At 60.7% G+C, this 16735-nt stretch carries 14 protein-coding genes; 1 reads left to right on the top strand and 13 read right to left on the bottom strand.

Annotated features, from left to right (window positions below):
* Positions 1 to 389 (top strand): hypothetical protein (locus tag FJV83_RS36785; protein ID WP_210249398.1); only part of this gene is annotated, 389 nt, incomplete at its 5' end.
* A 29-nt stretch (positions 390 to 418) separates the two neighbouring features.
* Here the strand turns inward: FJV83_RS36785 and FJV83_RS35020 are convergent.
* The 13 genes from FJV83_RS35020 to FJV83_RS35080 form a co-directional block, all read right to left on the bottom strand.
* The gene (locus tag FJV83_RS35020; protein WP_024502859.1) at positions 419 to 661 is read right to left on the bottom strand and encodes a DUF2274 domain-containing protein; all 243 of its coding nucleotides are present in this window, start codon (positions 659 to 661) and stop codon (positions 419 to 421) included.
* A 12-nt stretch (positions 662 to 673) separates the two neighbouring features.
* Positions 674 to 1888 carry a TrbI/VirB10 family protein gene (locus FJV83_RS35025; protein WP_063169228.1) on the bottom strand — a complete coding sequence of 405 codons (1215 nt, stop codon included), beginning with the start codon at positions 1886 to 1888 and terminating at the stop codon, positions 674 to 676.
* Positions 1885 to 2910 carry a P-type conjugative transfer protein TrbG gene (trbG, locus tag FJV83_RS35030; RefSeq protein ID WP_164548809.1) on the bottom strand — a complete coding sequence of 342 codons (1026 nt, stop codon included), beginning with the start codon at positions 2908 to 2910 and terminating at the stop codon, positions 1885 to 1887. Before trbG ends, FJV83_RS35025 begins: the two co-directional genes overlap by 4 nt.
* A gap of 1 nt (position 2911) precedes the next feature.
* Positions 2912 to 3643 carry a conjugal transfer protein TrbF gene (gene trbF, locus FJV83_RS35035; protein WP_063169230.1) on the bottom strand — a complete coding sequence of 244 codons (732 nt, stop codon included), beginning with the start codon at positions 3641 to 3643 and terminating at the stop codon, positions 2912 to 2914.
* Positions 3644 to 4966: a P-type conjugative transfer protein TrbL gene (gene trbL, locus FJV83_RS35040; protein ID WP_063169231.1), complete on the bottom strand. Its 1323-nt coding sequence runs from the start codon at positions 4964 to 4966 to the stop codon at positions 3644 to 3646.
* 33 nt (positions 4967 to 4999) lie between these two features.
* Positions 5000 to 5725 (bottom strand): P-type conjugative transfer protein TrbJ, encoded by a 726-nt coding sequence (gene trbJ, locus FJV83_RS35045; protein WP_024502854.1) that lies wholly within the window; start codon positions 5723 to 5725, stop codon positions 5000 to 5002.
* A complete protein-coding gene (gene trbE, locus FJV83_RS35050) occupies positions 5722 to 8172 on the bottom strand; it encodes a conjugal transfer protein TrbE (RefSeq protein ID WP_063169232.1) in 2451 nt (816 codons plus the stop codon). The genes trbJ and trbE overlap by 4 nt, the downstream gene beginning before the upstream one ends.
* Positions 8166 to 8438: a VirB3 family type IV secretion system protein gene (locus FJV83_RS35055; RefSeq protein WP_024502852.1), complete on the bottom strand. Its 273-nt coding sequence runs from the start codon at positions 8436 to 8438 to the stop codon at positions 8166 to 8168. The genes trbE and FJV83_RS35055 overlap by 7 nt, the downstream gene beginning before the upstream one ends.
* Complete coding sequence (locus FJV83_RS35060; RefSeq protein WP_024502851.1) at positions 8438 to 8746, bottom strand: TrbC/VirB2 family protein; 309 nt, start codon at positions 8744 to 8746, stop codon at positions 8438 to 8440. The genes FJV83_RS35055 and FJV83_RS35060 overlap by 1 nt, the downstream gene beginning before the upstream one ends.
* A 12-nt stretch (positions 8747 to 8758) precedes the next feature.
* Positions 8759 to 9727, bottom strand: coding sequence for a P-type conjugative transfer ATPase TrbB (gene trbB, locus FJV83_RS35065; RefSeq protein WP_024502850.1), 969 nt, complete (start codon positions 9725 to 9727; stop codon positions 8759 to 8761).
* Positions 9724 to 10137: a CopG family transcriptional regulator gene (locus FJV83_RS35070; RefSeq protein ID WP_063170364.1), complete on the bottom strand. Its 414-nt coding sequence runs from the start codon at positions 10135 to 10137 to the stop codon at positions 9724 to 9726. The genes trbB and FJV83_RS35070 overlap by 4 nt, the downstream gene beginning before the upstream one ends.
* 116 nt (positions 10138 to 10253) lie before the next feature.
* Positions 10254 to 12278 (bottom strand): conjugal transfer protein TraG, encoded by a 2025-nt coding sequence (locus FJV83_RS35075; RefSeq protein WP_063169233.1) that lies wholly within the window; start codon positions 12276 to 12278, stop codon positions 10254 to 10256.
* A gap of 219 nt (positions 12279 to 12497) precedes the next feature.
* On the bottom strand, positions 12498 to 15962 hold the full coding sequence (locus FJV83_RS35080) for a Ulp1 family isopeptidase (RefSeq protein WP_063169234.1): 3465 nt from the start codon (positions 15960 to 15962) through the stop codon (positions 12498 to 12500).
* Between the last annotated feature and the right edge of the window lie 773 nt (positions 15963 to 16735).

Here is a 16735-nt window from a genome sequence, read left to right on the forward strand (position 1 = left end):
TGCTTCATGTTGATGATTTGGTCGAGCCGGGAGCGGAACAGGTCCTGCTCTCCCGTCTCGCGCTTCTCGCGTGGCCTGGACATTCGCTGTCCCCTCGATTCGCCGCCGCCGAACCGAGTGAATCACGCTCCGCGCCACAAGGGAATCGCAAAACCGAATTGCAGGAAAACAGCGTCCAAATACCGCTAATCCTGCAATTCCAAAGCCGCTATCCGCCTCAATCAACAGGCCAGATCAATGGCTTGCGGATAGTTCACGGCCGACCAAATCGAAAATGCAAACTTAGGCTGTTGCGCGGTATCTCCTTCCACATCATCTCTTGCGCATACCTGCATTCCAAGGTGTTTGATCCTATGCTTCGCGAGGAGCAGGTAGGTCGCGACAGCTAGGCAATGTTCCAGCTGCCCTAGCGGAGGAGTCACGATTTTCCGGCAAGCTCCGTCGGCAGACGTTCCTTTCTGGCCTTGGCAAAGGCTCGGTCGCCTTCCAGAAACGCCGCCAGCATGAAAGGGATGAGTTCTGCCACGGTTTCAGACTGACCATAGGTCTGACGGTAAAGTGCAGCATACTCCTTGAGTGTTTGGCTCAGCTCCGCGCTGACGGTAATGGTGATCTTCGAAGCTGTTCGGTCCGGAAGTTTTCCAAGTTTCAGGTCAGCCATGATAACTCCTGCTCAACTGGCGTATGGCCGCAGCACGATGTCCTTGTGCACGATGACGCGCAGTGGCCAACCTGGGCGGACGACGATGGTGGGCTGGATATTGAGGTTTTTTTCGGTGATGCGCTGGCCGGCTCGACTGGCGTTCTGCTGGGCTGATTCCCGGATCGCCTTGACCAGATCGCTCTCGTTTTCGCCGAGGCTGAATTCTGTGCCGACACCGAGCAATGTGGCAAGCGCCACTCCCTTGATCATCTGCCAAGTGTGGAAATCGACTTCGTCTTCCAGCCCTGCGTAGCCGGCGGTGTCGCTCGCGGGCAGATTGTCGATTTCGGCCGACGAGCCGTCGGGCAGCAGAATGCGCTGCCAGACCAGCAGCGCTCGCTTTTGCCCGAACGCGACGACGCTGTCGTAGACGCCGATAAGACGTGAGCCCTGCGGAATCAGCAATATGTTGCCCGTGACCGTGTCGTGCACATTTTCGGTGACTTGCGCGACGACAAGGCCCGGCAAATCGGAATTGATGCCGGTGATCAGGCTGGCGGCAATCACGCTGCCAGCCATCAGTTGATATGGCGAGATCGGCGTCTGCAGCGCATGCGGATTGTAGATCCCGCCAGTGCTCCGCTGGCTGAGAAAATCAAGCTTTCGCTGCTGATTGTTCTGGTCGCCTTCCGCCGCCGCCACCGAGGCTGACGCGCGTCCTGCTTCGGATTGGGGAAGCGCCTCAAATGGATGCTGAGCAGTTTGCACGCTCTCTCCGACATCTGTCTTTTGAGCTCGATTTTCGACGCGGAAAAGCACCCGCGATTCACGCGCTTCGATCGCCTGCTGCGCTAGACGCTGCTCCTCGGCCGAGATGTCTTGGCCCGGCACGATGCCGAGCTGGCGCTGCCGCTCGAGGATGGGGCGGCCGAGGTCGCCCGGCAAAGGTAGCCCAAGGACGGGAGGCTTCGGCTTCATGCCGGAATAGTCATGGGGAAGCGTATCGAGCCCCTCGGCGGTTGGTTTGCGCTCAGTGTTGTAGAGATCTTCCGCCTGATCCCTGATGCGAAGGGCCGGCCCCTGGAGGGCGATCATGGTAACGCCGAAGACAGCGCCGGATCCGAGCGCTGCGATCGCGATGATCACACCGCGCCTGAACCGCACCACGCGGCGGGGAGAGGCCCGAAGCTGCAGTTCCTCGGGATCCAGTTTCGGCGGGATGCCAGAGCGGGAATTTTCGATCATGAGTCCTCACCTCGCCGGCTGCCGCGAAAGAGCGAGATCCGCCGTTGCGGTTGCCTGCCGTCAATCCTGCTGATGCGGATCACCTGCTGCCGCTTGGTGCCGAGGCGAAGTTCGGCCGCGGCGAAGAGCCGATCGACGATGTAATAGTTGCCGCGCACGCGATAGTTGACGAGCTCGCTGCTCCCATCTGCGCCGACGATGAAGAGTGGTGGCGCCTCGCCCTGATCTATGCGACGAGGGAACTCAATATAGACCTTGCTGCCGTCGTCGAAGGCTCGCGTCGGTCTCCAGGGCGGTGTGTCGCCACTGATTGAGTAGCGAAAGCGAAGGTTTTCGAGCGCGATATTCGACGCGACCGGTGTAACTGCCTCGGCTTGAGCATTGCGCTGGCGAAGCGCGATGATCTGGTCTTGGCTGTAGGTCCAGGAGATTGCCGCCATTGCGGTCTTCTCGGTGCTTTGAAGCTGCAAATGATAGGTCCGCCGGTCCGTCGTAATGACGACATTGGTGGCAAGACCCGGCGCGAAGGGTTTTACCAGAACATGGGTGCGCTGATTGTCACCGGTGCCGCTTGCGGTATCGCCAATGACCCAGCGCACGGTGTCGCCAGCCGACACGGCGGTTAGTTTCTCGCCCGGCTGCAGAGCGATGTCGGTCACGCGCTCCGGCGCGGCATAGAGTTGATAAAGCGCGCCATCGGTGAAGGGGTAGACTTGCACGGCATTAACATACCCGTACTTGGTGGGTTGCTGGGTCGCGGCTTTGTTGGCATCAGCGACGCGTTCTTCAGGGGGGCGCTTGTCCTCGGCCTTGCCGGGCTCGGGCTGCATTTGGCCAGGCAGCGGCAGTGGTTTTGGCACCTCGACAATTCTAATCGGCCTCTCCGGCGCCTTTTCGATCGCGGCCGGTTTGAAGTCGGCAGCGTCATAGGAAATCTCAGGCGGCGGCACCTTCTTCGATGCACAAGCGGAAACGACCGCTGCCGACACCGATAGGATCAGCACGGCACGAATCGGTGACATTTTACCTTTCATTGGTGGACTCCGTCGGAGAAAGGGGGGTTGGGACGGCGCTGTCGAGCTCGCGTGACCAGTCAATGGCATTGATGAAGACGCCGAGCGGATTCTTGCGCAGCTGATCCGTATTGCTTGGCGAGCGAATCACGATCGTGAGGATCGCAGTCCAGCGCATCGTGCTGGCAAGGCTTCCGCGCTCAAACACCTGCTCGGTCCATTTGACCTGGAATGAACTTTCGGAGGCTCTGACCACGCTGGTGACCTGTACCGAAACACTGCGCGTTCCGATCTGACCGAAGGGGTCGTTCGCCTTGGCGTATTCGTTGAGGAAGAGCGCTGCGCGATCGCTAGCAAAGTCGTACGCTGCCAACCAGTTCTGCCGTACCAAAACCGGATCGGTGGAAACGGAACGGACATTCTGGATGAAGCGGCCGAGATGCCAGGCGATCTGAGCATCCGAGGGCTCATAATTCCGGATCGCCGGCGCGACGGCGCGCGTCTCGCCGAAGCCATCGACCTCGACGACATAAGGCACGACACGGCTTTGCATCGACTGCCATACGAGTCCGCCGGAAAGCCCGGTCGCCAAGGCCAGGCAGCCAAGGGCCATGATCCGCCAGTTCCTGGCCTGCAGTCGAGATGAGCCGATGCGCTCGTCCCACAGCTGGGCGGCTTTTTGATACGGCGTGACCGGTTCGGGTGTTTTGCCGTAACGGTGCACGGGTCGCTTGAAGAGCATCTAGTCATCCTTGTCGTTGAGAGAGGGGGTGGCGCTGCCTCCCGGCCGGTCTCCGTCTCGGACAGCTTGCATGGCAGCGTGGCGATTTGCACGGGCGGTCTGTTCAGAACGTAGGCGCCTTGCCCACGTCGGCGCCGAAACAGTGGCCGAACCGGCAGAGCGTTCGGTCATTGGCGCTGTCGGCGTGCCGCCGGTCGCGGTCCACGCGGCATCGCGCCCGGCATCGGCGTTGCGCCCAACACTTGCAGTGGCGGATCGCGCTATGCGTATAGCGGCGCCGCCAGCTGCACTGGTTACACCATGCATTCCAGCAGCCACACCGGAGAGGCCAGCGTCGGGCGAGGTTGCGCGCCCGATCTGCCATGACGTGGAAGCAGCCGATCCCATTGTTGTGCCGGCTCGGATGGCGGCGACACCGCCGCTGGTTGCCATACGCGCGCCAGCAAATGCTGTGCCTCCAGCAACGAGTGATACACCCGCTGCCGCCGCGGTCGTGCCGAGGGCGGCGCCCGCCCCAAGCTGCGGTGCGCCTGAGACAAGACCCGACGCGATCCCCGGCCCAAAAATGCCAAGGCCAAGCAATGCCAGTGCGCCCAGTACCTGGGACATGGCACCGGCAAGATCCGGCTCCTTGCCTTGCAATGCGGAAGCGAACTCCCCGAAGAGCGTGGAGCCGATACCGACAATGACGGCGAGCACCATCACCTTGATGCCTGACGAGATAACATGGCCGAGCACGCGTTCGGCCAGGAACGCTGAACGGTTCCAAAGTGCGAATGGAACCAAAACAAAACCTGCCAGCGTGGTGAGCTTGAACTCAAGGATGGTGATGAAAAGCTGGATGGAAAGGATGAAGAAGGCGATGATGACCAGGAACCAGGCCATCAGCAGCACGAAGATGGTCAGTGCGTTGCCGAAGATTTCCGGGAAGCCCAGGAGCTGACTGGCTTGGTCAAGCATTGGCCAAGCACCTTCGAAACCGGTCGCGGCAATGCGGCCCGGGCGCAAGAGATTGTCTGCCGACAGATTGCCGGCCGACGCCTTAATCCCGAGACCGGCAAAAGAACGATAAACGATATCGGCGAGGTTCTTGAAATTGTTCAGAATGAAGGCGAAGACGCCAACATAGAGCACCTTGCGGACAAGCCGGCCGAGAACGCTGGTTTCGTCGCCGAGCGCCCACGCCAGGCCGGCAAGTGTGATGTCAATGCCGATCAGAATGGTAGTGAGGAAGGCGAGGTCGCCCGATAGCAGACCGAACCCGCTGTCGATGTAGCGGATGAAGGTCTCCATGAAGCGATCGATGACGCCAAGGTCGTTCATGCCGCTGCCTTTCTCGTCGTGATGAACTCGTGATTAATTGCCGGGATAAGCCGAGCCGGTACCCAAGAATCGCTTCGTCATCTCGCGGGCGGCTTCGTCTGACTGGGCCTTGCGGGCGGCATCCTCGGCCTCAGCTCGAAACTGCGTTGCGAGCAGCGTCTGGATCTGCATCTGCTGTTTTGTCGAAAGCGCCATCAGCTGGTTGGTGGCCTGGCTTGCCTGAAGCGCACCGGCCGCCCCTTGGCTGCGGTTGACGAGATCGGCGAGCAGATCGCCGTCGGCGCGGACGTTCTCGACGATTTGCGACTGGACACCCATGGTCTGGCGGAACGCCTGCATGGCGGTTTGCCAACGCTCCCGCGCAGCACTCGCCACATCGCTGACTTTGATCGTGGCGTCGTAGCTTTCCGGATATTGGCTGCGCCACTGGTCTTGAAGCTTGCCCAGATCAAAGCTGAGGCCACTCGCCTGGTCCATCAAGCCGTCGATGCGATGGAGCGAACCGGTGAGTTGGCCAACGGAAGAGAAATCCAGACGCTGAAGATTGCGCGCCATGTTCTGCAGCATGGTCGCCTGATTCTGCAGCGACTGGATCTGGTTGTTGATCTGCTCCAATGCGCGCGCGGCCGTCAGCACGTTCTGCGCATAATTGGACGGATCGAACACGATAAGGGCGTAGGCGGGCTGCACATAGTCGGCCATAGGCTTGGCGATCAGGGAAACGGTGATCAGGCCGGAGAGAAGGCGTCGCCGCATCATGAGAATTGCTCCTTGTCTGGTTGAGGGAATTGCTTGAGAAGTTCGCCGGCCCAATCGAGGCCGCGCGCGATCAGGAACTGCGAGGCAAAGCTGCCTTGCCCGTCTTCGGACATGATCCTGTCGATCAGAGTCTGCGTGGCCGGATCGGAAGCACCGCAAAGCGCAAGAGCGATGGGGCCAAGCTCGAGCTCGAACAGACGGTTGCCGCGGCGCGATTGCAGATAATACTGACGCTTCGGCGTGGCGCGGGCGATCAATTCGATCTGCCGCTCGCTTAAACCGAAGCGCTCGTAGGCTGTGCGCGCCTGGGGTTCCACGGCACGATCATTGGGAAGGAAAATGCGCTGCGGGCAGCTTTCGATGATTGCCGGCGCTATGCCAGAGCCCGCGATATCAGCCAGCGACTGCGTAGCGAAGACAACCGACACGTTCTTCTTTCGCAGCACCTTCAGCCATTCGCGGATGCGGGCGGCGAACAGCGGATTGTCGAGATAGACCCACGCCTCGTCGAGCATGATCAGCGTGGGCCGTCCGTCGAACCGTTCCTCAAGTCGCTGGAACAGATAGGTAAGCACCGGCAGCAAAGCGCTTTGGCTGTGCATTAACTCCTCGGTCTCGAAACACTGCACATCCGACAAGGCCAGCCCATCATGATCGGCATCGAGCAGGCGGCCGAAGGGACCGTCGAGCGTGTAGGGCATCAATGCGGTCTTCAGCGCATTGGATTGAAGCAGGACCGAAAGACCGGTCAGTGTGCGTTCCTGCGCCGGCGCGGTGGCAAGGCTGGCCAGCGCTGACCAAATAGCCTCCTTCACCTCCGGCGTGACGGTGACGTTCTCGTGGGCAACAAGGCTGGCGATCCATTCGGCCGCCCAGCTTCGGCTAGCCTGGTCGTTGATGCTGCGCAGTGGCTGAAAGGCAAGGGAACCGTCCGCTCCTAGCGCGTGGTGTTCTCCACCCATGGCAAGTGTTGCAGCACGGGCCGAATTGCCTTTGTCGAAGACATAAACCTGGGCGCCGGCGTAGCGCCTGAACTGCAGAGCAATCAGAGCAAGCAGAACCGACTTGCCGGCGCCGGTCGGACCAACAACCAGCATGTGGCCGACATCTTCGACGTGGGTGGAAAGCCGAAACGGTGTCGACCCACTGGTCTCGGCAACGAAAAGCGGTGGCGCTTCGGTTTGGGTGACTTTCGCGAGATGCTCGTTTGTCGCAGGACCGGCCCAAACCGACGACAGCGGCATGAGATGGGCAAGGTTCAATGTATGAACGAGCGGTTGGCGAACGTTAGCGTAGACATGGCCAGGCAATGAGCCGAGCCAAGCCTCGACCGCATTGACGCCTTCTCGGATCGTGGTGAAGCCGAGCCCATTGATGATGCGCTCGACCGCGCGAAGCTTCTCTGCAGCGGCTTGGCGATCCTCGCCCCACACCGTCACGGTGGTGGTGAGATAGCCGAAACTCACATGATCACCGCCCAATGCCTGAAGGGCTTCGTCGGCATCGAGCGCCTTGTTGTCGGCATCGCTATCGACAAGCGGGACCGGCTCGTTGGTAATGACCTCGCGTAGGATTGCCACGATCGATTTGCGCTTGGCAAACCACTGCCGGCGCAATCGCGTCAGCGTCTTCGTGGCTTCCGTTTTCTCGAGCGGAATGAAGCGCGTCATCCAGCGATAGGCGAAATCCTGATGATTGAGGGTATCGAGGATTCCGGGCCGGGTGAGGTTCGGAAAGCCGAGGATGGTCAGTGTGCGAAGATGCTGCTCACCCAGCATCGGCTCCAGGCCACCGGTAAGCGGCGCATCGACCAGGATTGCATCCAGATATATCGGCGTTTCCGGGGCCATGATAGGATGGCGACGAGGCGAAATCGTGCCGTGGAGGTAGGTCAACGTCTGAGCATCATCGAGGACGCGTACTTCGGACATGAAACCCGAGAAGAGATCGAGCACGCGGTTGGTCTCGTCACGGAACCTCGCCAGATCCTGGCGCCAGTCTCTTTCTCCTCGGGAATAATGAGAGTCGACGAGCGTGCTTTCTGCGCGCGCCTGGGCGTCCGGCGGTGGCATAAACACCAAGGTCAGATGATAGCGGCTCTCGTAGTGCGCTACCTTCCCCTCGAAAGCAGCGCGGCGTTCTTCGTCGACCAGCCACGACGCGGCGTCAGGAAAATGCGAGTTCGGATAGCCCAGCGCTTCTGTGCGCTCGGCCTCAAAGAACAATGCCCAGCCAGAGCCAAGGCGTCTGAGAGCATTGTTCGCCCGGGCGCAAATGCCGACGAGTTCAGCCTCCGTCGCACTTTCGAGATCCGGGCCGCGGAACCGCAACGTCCGCTGAAAGCTGCCGTCCTTGTTGAGCACGATGCCGGGCGCCACCAAGGCAGCCCAGGGTAGATGGTCGGCAAGCCGGTCGGCTTTGCTTCGATATTCCGAAAGGTTCAGCATGCAAGCCACCCCTTCAGACGTAGGTGGCGCACAAGCACGCTGGCGAAGTCCGGATCGCGTCTTGCGGCAAACACCGCTAACGAGTGGCCTGCGATCCAAAGCACCAGACCAGCAATCCATTGCTGCAAGCCGAAGCCAATGGCCGCGGCCACTGTACCGTTGAGGATCGCCACCGCGCGCGGAGCCCCGCCGAGCAGGATCGGCTCGGTCAGCGCCCGGTGGACCGGTACTGCGAAGCCCTCGATATGCTGCTCCCCGGCGGCCATCAGACGAGCGCCCCACCACCGAAGGAGAAGAAGGAGAGGAAGAAGCTCGATGCCGCGAAGGCGATCGACAGACCGAAGACGATCTGAATCAGGCGCCGAAAACCACCGGCGGTGTCGCCGAAGGCAAGCGTCAGGCCGGTGGTGATAATGATGATCACCGCAACGATCTTGGCGACCGGTCCCTGCACGGACTCCAGGATCTGCTGCAGCGGCTGCTCCCACGGCATGCCGGAGCCGGCGGCATAAACCGGGGCCGTGATAAGAAACGCGAGCGCTGTGGACGAAAGAAAGCGAAGCTTCTTGCGCATGAGGAAGGCCTTTCAAAGCTGCTGGAGTTGCGAAAGCGTGAGCGGGGCAACGGCGTAATCGCCGCTGCCGTCGAGACCGGTGACCTCGGCGATTGCGTCGATGTGGCGCGACGAGCCGCGTCCCGCTATGAAGACGATCAGATCTATCGCCTCAGCGATGAGCCGGCGGGGAACGGTGACCACCGCTTCCTGGGCGAGTTGCTCAATGCGATAGAGAGCCGAGCGCGCGGAATTGGCGTGTACGGTAGCGATGCCGCCTGGGTGCCCGGTGTTCCATGCCTTCAGCATGTCGAGCGCTTCCGCGCCCCTCACCTCGCCCACGATGATGCGGTCCGGCCTGAGCCTCAGCGTCGAGCGCACGAGATCGGCAAGGGTGACCGAGCCCCGCCTTGTTCTCAGGGCAACGCAGTCCCTGGCCGCGCACTGCAGTTCGCGTGTGTCCTCGATCAGGATCACCCGATCGTCGCATTCGGCGACTTCAGCCAGCAGAGCGTTGGCGAGTGTTGTCTTCCCCGAGGAAGTGCCGCCGGCGATCAGCATGTTGCGCCGCTCGCGGACGGCCTTTTTCAGCGCATCGGCCTGCAGCGGCAGCATGATGCGTTCGGCAACATAGTCGGCCAGGGTGTAGACTTTCGCGGCGGGCTTGCGGATGGCAAAACATGGCGCCAACACCACAGGTGGCAGCAGGCCTTCGAAGCGTTCGCCAGACGGCAATTCGGCACTGACGATCGGGTTGTCGGCGTGCGCCTCGGCGCGCACGTGCGAAGCAACCAGGCGGATGATACGTTCTGCCTCGGACGGGTGCATGTGAACGTCGGTATCGACCCGACCTTCGCCTAACCGGTCGAGTCGCAGCGCGCCGTCGGGATTGACCATCACCTCGATGACGGACGGATCGGCCAGGGCTTCGGTGATTGCCGGACCCATGGCGGTGCGCAGCATGACACGCCGCCGGTGGTCGGCCTCGGGATGAGAGCTCATCCTTCCCCTCCCCCACCATTGTCTTTGCTAAGCGACTTTTTGCCGGAAGCGATCTGGCGGCCGACCTTCTCAACGAATTTCTCGAAACGCTCTTGGGCAATAGCCTGCGTTGCCCGATCCGGGACCGGCGTGTGGGCGTGAAGGGTGATCGAAAAGCGGATGAAGAGCGCCAGGCTCTCCAGGATCACCTCGGAATCGCGCCTGACGTGGGCAAGATCGCGGGAGAGCCGGTCAAGCCTTACGCCGTAGCGCCGATCGAACTCGCTCTCGCCACGCCGCTCGATGAACGCCTCGATCGCCTTCCCCACGATCGCTGATTTGGTCGTTGACGGATCGCGACTGAGGTTGTCCAGTTTCTCGCTGAGCTCCGGCTCAAGCAGAAACTGATGGCGAATGCGGTGCGGCTTCATGCGGATCGTTCCGACGGCCCGGCGTTGCGCCGGCGACGGGAGAAGCATCGGCCAGACGCTCAAAATTGCTTATGGCCGTTATCTACGCTGAGGTGCGCTCTGCAACTCAGCGGACTTCAGAAGCCGGGAATGACATCGTCGCCCCTGCCCTCGTTGATACCGTAGACGCGGGCCGCAGTGGAAATCCGATCCATGACACGCTTGTCCGCGAGCGCTTCGCTGTCATCGTCTGCGGGCTTGTACAGATCGGCCTGATCGGGCTCTTGAGAGACAACAACGTCTTCTTCGGGCAGGCTTGGATGGCGTTGCTGCTGAACGCCTCCCTCGTCTTCAACTGGCGCGTCGGCGCTTTCCTCGTCCGCAGCAAGTCGGCTATCGACGCTGCACACTTGTCCAGTCCAGCCGTCCGGGCGTGATGCAGGGCAGTCCGCATAGGGTCCGTCGTGCAGCACCGGCGCAGGCAGCACCCGATCTGTGAAATTCTGATCCTGATAATAGCGCAGCTTCTTGGCGCGGATCGGCGGCAACCCAGAAACCAGGACCAATTCGTCTGACGGCGGCAATTGCATCACCTCGCCTGGCGTCAGGAGCGGGCGCGCGGTTTCCTGGCGGCTCACCATGACATGTGAAAGCCAGGGCGCAAGCCGATGGCCCGCATAGTTGCGCATCGACCTAAGTTCGGTTGCGGTGCCGAGGGCATCCGAGATGCGCTTGGCCGTGCGTTCGTCATTGGAGGAAAAGGCAATTCGCACGTGGCAATTGTCGAGAATAGCATTGTTCTCGCCATAGGCCTTTGAAACCTGGTTCAAAGATTGTGCGATCAGATAGGAGCGAATGCCATAACCTGCCATGAAGGCGAGCGCCGTTTCGAAGAAGTCGAGGCGACCGAGCGCCGGAAACTCGTCCAGCATCATGAGCAGCTGATGCTTACGGCTCTTCTTCGGGTCCCCCTCCAGACGCTCCGTCAACCGCCTGCCGATCTGGTTCAAGATCAGTCGCACAAAAGGCTTGGTGCGCGAGATATCCGAAGGCGGCACGACCAGATAGAGCGACAGCGGTCGCTCTCCATCCACTAGGTCAGCGATGCGCCAGTCGCAGGACGAAGTGGCCGCCGCGACCGTTGGATCACGATAAAGCCCGAGAAAGGACATGGCGGTCGAGAGGACGCCTGAGCGCTCGTTTTCCGACTTGTTCAGGAGTTCGCGAGCCGCCGAGGCCACTACGGGATGGACCTGAGGGTTATGCCCCGTCCCGAGATGGTTTGTCGTCATCATCCGCCGTAGCGTTGCGGCAAACGAGCGTTGCGGGTCCGACAGGAAGGTGGCGACGCGGGCCAGCGTCTTGTCCTCTTCAGCGTAGAGCACGTGCAAAATGGCGCCAACTAGGAGTGAATGGCTGGTCTTCTCCCAGTGGTTCCGTCGCTCCAGCGCGCCCTCGGGATCGACGAGGATGTCGGCGATGTTTTGAACGTCCCGGATCTCATCTGGGCCTTTGCGCACCTCCAGCAGCGGGTTGTAGCGTGCCGATCTCGGGTCGGTCGGATTGAACAGAAGGCAGTACGAGAATTTCGACCGCCAGCCGGAGGTCAACTGCCAATTTTCGCCTTTTATATCATGAATGATGGCAGACCCGGTCCAGGAAAGTAGCGTTGGAACAACCAGCCCCACGCCCTTGCCCGAACGCGTCGGCGCAAATGCCATGACGTGCTCCGGGCCGTCATGGCGCAGATAGCGATCGTTCAGCCTACCGAGGAAAACGCCCGCCGGCCGTAACAACCCTGCCGTCTCGACCTCATGAGTCGTGGCCCACCGTGAAGACCCATAGGTCGTAACCGACCCGCGCTGTCGCGCGCGCAAAAGCGAGCCAGCGATTGCGGCGGCACAACCCAGGAATCCGCTGGCGCCTGCAAGCGTACCGGCTTTGTCGAAGACCTCCGGCGCATAAGCATCGAAGTGGAACCACCATTCAAACAGCTTCCACGGCTTGTAGATTGGCCAGCCGGCGAAGAGAAACCATGGTGCGCCGAGAGGCGTCTGGTAGGTCAGCATTTGAGCGCACCATTGGGTTGCCGTCCATACGCCGATAATGACAATTGCGCACACAACGGCGATCTGCCCGATCAGTAGCTTCGTAGGTGTCATCGGCTTGGCCCGCTGAACAACGCGACCTAGCATCGCGCGGCGCAGCCGGGACAGGAATGTTCCTCACATACGATTTGGGAGCAATGAACGACTTCCTACGTATGCAGGTCGGTCAGCACGCGTGTTGCGCCTTCACGCGACACCATCCGCCACTCCATCCTTTCCATTCACCCTGAGGCCCGGCGCCGCCGACAGTTGCGTGACCGCTCCTCCGCAAAGTTATCTTCTGCGTTCAGGGAGCCACGGCGCCTGGGCTGGCTGATGAACACCGTCCGCTCGCGCATGTGGGGTCGAATTGATTTGTGCCCAAGTGGAGGCAGGCTCGTCTTCCAACAGTTGCCGCAGTTCCCCTGGCTCGAACGCCATCATCGGTGGGGAAGCGGGTTCATCCTCCAACAGTTGCCGCAGTTCCCCTGGCTCGAACGCCATCATCGGTGGGGAAGCGGGTTCATCCTCCAACAGCTGCCGCAGTTCCCCTGGCTCGAACGCCATCATTGGTGGGGAGGCAGGCTCGTCCTCCAACAGTTGCCGCAGTTCCCCTGGCTCGAACGCCATCATTGGTGGGGAGGCAGGTTCGTCCTCCAACAGTTGCCGCAGTTCCCCTGGCTCGAACGCCATCATTGGTGGGGAGGCAGGCTCGTCTTCCAACAGTTGCCGCAGTTCCCCTGGCTCGAATGCCATCATCGGTGGGGAGGCGGGTTCATCCTCCAGCAGCTGCCGCGGCTCTTCCTCGTGCGGCAAGCGCCTCCTTAGCCGGTCTTGCAGCGCCTGCCGATCGGCAACGAGGTTGTCGAGGGGCAGCGGCTCGTGGTCTGGCCGCTGCCCTTTCACCAATCGTTCAACCAGCGCCCACGTGCCCTCCAGGACAAATACGCCGCAATCATAATGGTTCGTCTGTCTGGCCATGGGGGCTGGCGCCAAGGTGGCATTCAGCAGTCCTGCGAGCTGTTTTGCAGGCACGTCGTTATATCCCTCTCGCTGGAGGGAGTCGTAGTGATAGGCGAACCGCCTTTCCGGGTCGCGGCGATCAACGAGCAGCAGCGACCAATGGGTGCCGGGGCTAGTAGCCGTGCCATTATTCACTGGCAAGAACAGGAAGTCGGCTGTGGCGTTGTTTTGATTATAGATGGACTGCAATATGCCTCGAGCGTCTTGCGGCGACGTGTGTCGCAGTAGATGGGATACGGAAGGATCCACCAGCCGAGTCCGGGCAGCGAGCGCCGGATTGATCCCCTGCAGTTGCCCCTCCAGCAAATTGTAATCTCTCTGGATATGGGCGTCGCTCAGCCATTCGGCGGCGCCGAGCACCCGCCCCGTTGCAACGTTGGACGGGGCTGTCGGATCGAGCGCCCCGATCTGAGCCCCAGAGGAACTGGTAGTCAGTGTGGTCACATCAACCAGTGGAAGGCCGCGGTAGGTGCCTGGCAGCCTAGCGGTTGCTGGCGAGGCGGGTTGGGGAGCTCTTGCCGGTGCCGCTGGCCCAGCTTCAGCAGCGGCCCCAACGCGCCTGGTGACTGCGTCTGCCGGATGAGCAGAAAGGACAGTTTCGCGCCCGAGCACAATGCGCGGCAGGATATCCCGGAGGTGAGCCAATGCAGAACTGATACTTAGCCTATTACCATAGGAGACAGCCTTGAAGCTCTCAACATCTTTATCCAGCGATTTGTCGTGAATCCGAGCCGCAATCCCAAGCTTGTTATTTTGACGCAGGTACTGACTAAAATGTCTAAGAAAATTTGTATAGCCGCCCACGGTATCTGGATTCCGTCCGGTCGCAGGCGCTGCCAGGTACTCCTTGGTCGAAGCGGCTCTGTAATTTCTAATGAGCTCGGCATCGTCAGGATAGGGGATCACGACAGGGCGAGCCATAATCGGGGCTCCGCCTGTCGACTTCTTGAGGTAACGCAGTGCGCCAGCCACGGTGGAGGAACCACCCGTACTCTCGTACTCCTTGAGATCCTGATCCAGCGACGAATGGTAAAGCCGAGCAGCAAACCCTGGCTTGTTGTTTTGAAGGAGCCACCGACTAAAGCCGAAAAGAGAATTTACATTGTAAGTGACCGTGTTCGCTTTGGCCTTACCCGCGTGGAATGCTGCCCTCAGCCCTTCGATAGCGGTCGCATCGTTGGAATAGACAGGACGCTTGTCGGCACCGTCGGGGACTACAATTGGACGATCCGGCTGCACTGTCGAGGGCATCGACCCACCACCTCCGGGATGCGGTGCTGGGGTGGATTCGTGCTCATCCCTCTGCCTGACGAGCTGCGCCTCACATTCCGGTGTAGCCACCTCATGAGGATCCTGCATCGGTTCGATCCCCTCCATCTCCTGCTGCAACCAAGCCAAAGCTTGGCGAGCGGCCTGCGCGGCTTCATCAACCGCGGAGGATGTCTCCACACCTCTGGCGGACGCCGGCAGAGCCTGCTCCGCCCGCCGTCGAAAGAGCTCTGGCGAGGCGGATTTCTCCGCCCACAATCTGGGCTGCGTAGCGAGTCCCCGTCCAGATTTATGTGGCACCGCCTCGCTTGGCAGCGGGCTGCTCCTGTCCCGTGCAGCTACCAGCTCCTCCGGGGCGCCCTGGTCGCCGTGGCGCCAGTTCAAGTGAGGGACGGCCTCTCCAAAGTCGGGCGCTTGGTGTTGGTGCGCGGTTGGGGCGAGAGACAATGGTAGATCGGTGCCCTCCTTATAACCTACCGGCAGGAGCTCCTCTGGCCAATCGAATCCCTGCTGTGGTGCGGTATGCTGAGCAGCGTCGCCACGGGGACGAGCCTCCATGCTGACCGCGTTTTCCAGATGATTCCCGAGTATAACGCGCGGCGGGTTCTTGCGGAGATAAACCAGCGCAGATTCGATCGGAGCTCCACCATTAGAGGAGGCGGCCTTGTAGCTCTCAACATCTTTATCCAGCGATTTATCGTAAATGCGACCCGCAATTCCGAGCTTGTCATTTTGACGTAGGTAATGACTGAAATGGTTAAGAGCAGTTGCGTAGCCGCTCGCGGATCTGAAATGTCTGGTGAGCGCGGCGTCGTCAGGATGGGGGTTCAGGACAGCGCGACCCACAATCGGGCCGGCTCCGCCCATCGACTTCATCAATTGACGCAGTGCGCCAGCCACGGTGGAGGAACCACCCCTACTCTCGTACTCCTCGAGATCCTGGCTCAGCGACGGATGGTAAAGCCGAGCAGCAAGCCCTGGCTTGTTGTTTTGAAAGAGCCAACGACTAAAGCCGAAAAGAGAATTTGTGCTGCGAGTGACCGTGTCCGGCCTGGCTTTACCCGCAAGGAGTGCTGACTTCAGCCCTTCGATGGCGGTGGCATCGTTGGAATAAACAGGACGCTTGTCGGCACCGTCGGGGACCACAATTGGACGATCCGGCTGCACTGTCGAGGGCATCGACCCGTCGAGATGCGGTGCTGGGGTGTATTCGTGCTCGTCCCCCTGCATCACAAGTTGCGCCTCCCGTTCCGATGTACCCACCTGATCGGTGGGGAGTTGCATCATCACGCGAGCGCCTGAGTTGCCAACCTCACCTGGTTGCCGCTCAGTGACAGCATGCTGCAGATTGCTTTGGATCCTCTGCCTCTTCGTTGGTCTCAACTCACCTTTACCATGCGAGCCATTGACGAGGACCTCCTCGCCTAGCGCACCCATCAACTCGTCCGCCGCCTGCAGTTCGCCCAAGTGCTGCTCAAAACCGGCTTGGCCGGCCTGTCCGCTTGCTCGTGCGGTACGGCGTGCTGCACCTGCAGCCAAGCTGCCACGATGAATGTCTAGTTTGTACGGGTGCACGCTATCCTCACTTCCACAGATCACATGAGCAACCTACTCAGGCAAGCTTTCGAGAGGCTGACGAGGTCCGCCGCCGCGGAAGGCGAAGGCTGGTTTTCTGCTCAGCGGTTGACGGCCTCGCGTGTTGCGGCCGCGCCGGGTATCACGCCAATCAATCTGAATAGTCGATGCGTCAAACGAACCAGGATGGGATTTTCGTAGCGGGGCTGCTCTACTCACTCTTGTCCTGAGGGCAGAATTCAACCATATCGCCGAGCAACTGGATGCCGATTGGATACCCGATCCGGAAAGCTTCAGCTCATATGTGACGCGAGGATGAGAATCGTGGCAGCTCCAGACCGACGGGCTGCCACCCACAGCGGCGATGACCGACGAGGGTCTTCTATTGCCAAGGCAATCGTCCGTTCGGGGACCTATGTGTTCCAATGCTCGTCGAGCGGATCGGTGGGCCGCACCGCCGTAGCGTTACGGCGAGCGGAAGCGGCGTTGGGTGCGGCTTTTCCCCTGAACGCTTCACACCAGGCTGATAGGGGATCTTGCAATCGCACACACGCGGTCTGCAGGCGTGCCTATCAAGCAGTTTGCTCAGACCAACGTCGCGGCGAGCCGATCCTCAATACGCAGCGCAAGTCCTAGACTCCACGATCGTCCTTCGGTGCAGATTT

It is taken from the genome of Mesorhizobium sp. WSM4307, from assembly GCF_007003945.1.
Classification (GTDB): domain Bacteria; phylum Pseudomonadota; class Alphaproteobacteria; order Rhizobiales; family Rhizobiaceae; genus Mesorhizobium.

Excerpts from the sequence above, each read along its gene's own strand:
- trbB (WP_024502850.1), bottom strand. The coding sequence starts at position 9,727 with ATGAGCTCTCATCCCGAGGCCGACCACCGGCGGCGTGTCATGCTGCGC.
- FJV83_RS35075 (WP_063169233.1), bottom strand. The coding sequence starts at position 12,278 with ATGACACCTACGAAGCTACTGATCGGGCAGATCGCCGTTGTGTGCGCA.
- FJV83_RS35060 (WP_024502851.1), bottom strand. The coding sequence starts at position 8,746 with ATGCGCAAGAAGCTTCGCTTTCTTTCGTCCACAGCGCTCGCGTTTCTT.
- FJV83_RS35025 (WP_063169228.1), bottom strand. The coding sequence starts at position 1,888 with ATGATCGAAAATTCCCGCTCTGGCATCCCGCCGAAACTGGATCCCGAG.
- FJV83_RS35055 (WP_024502852.1), bottom strand. The coding sequence starts at position 8,438 with ATGGCCGCCGGGGAGCAGCATATCGAGGGCTTCGCAGTACCGGTCCAC.
- FJV83_RS35070 (WP_063170364.1), bottom strand. The coding sequence starts at position 10,137 with ATGAAGCCGCACCGCATTCGCCATCAGTTTCTGCTTGAGCCGGAGCTC.
- FJV83_RS35020 (WP_024502859.1), bottom strand. The coding sequence starts at position 661 with ATGGCTGACCTGAAACTTGGAAAACTTCCGGACCGAACAGCTTCGAAG.
- trbL (WP_063169231.1), bottom strand. The coding sequence starts at position 4,966 with ATGAACGACCTTGGCGTCATCGATCGCTTCATGGAGACCTTCATCCGC.
- trbG (WP_164548809.1), bottom strand. The coding sequence starts at position 2,910 with ATGTCACCGATTCGTGCCGTGCTGATCCTATCGGTGTCGGCAGCGGTC.
- trbE (WP_063169232.1), bottom strand. The coding sequence starts at position 8,172 with ATGCTGAACCTTTCGGAATATCGAAGCAAAGCCGACCGGCTTGCCGAC.
- trbJ (WP_024502854.1), bottom strand. The coding sequence starts at position 5,725 with ATGATGCGGCGACGCCTTCTCTCCGGCCTGATCACCGTTTCCCTGATC.
- trbF (WP_063169230.1), bottom strand. The coding sequence starts at position 3,643 with ATGCTCTTCAAGCGACCCGTGCACCGTTACGGCAAAACACCCGAACCG.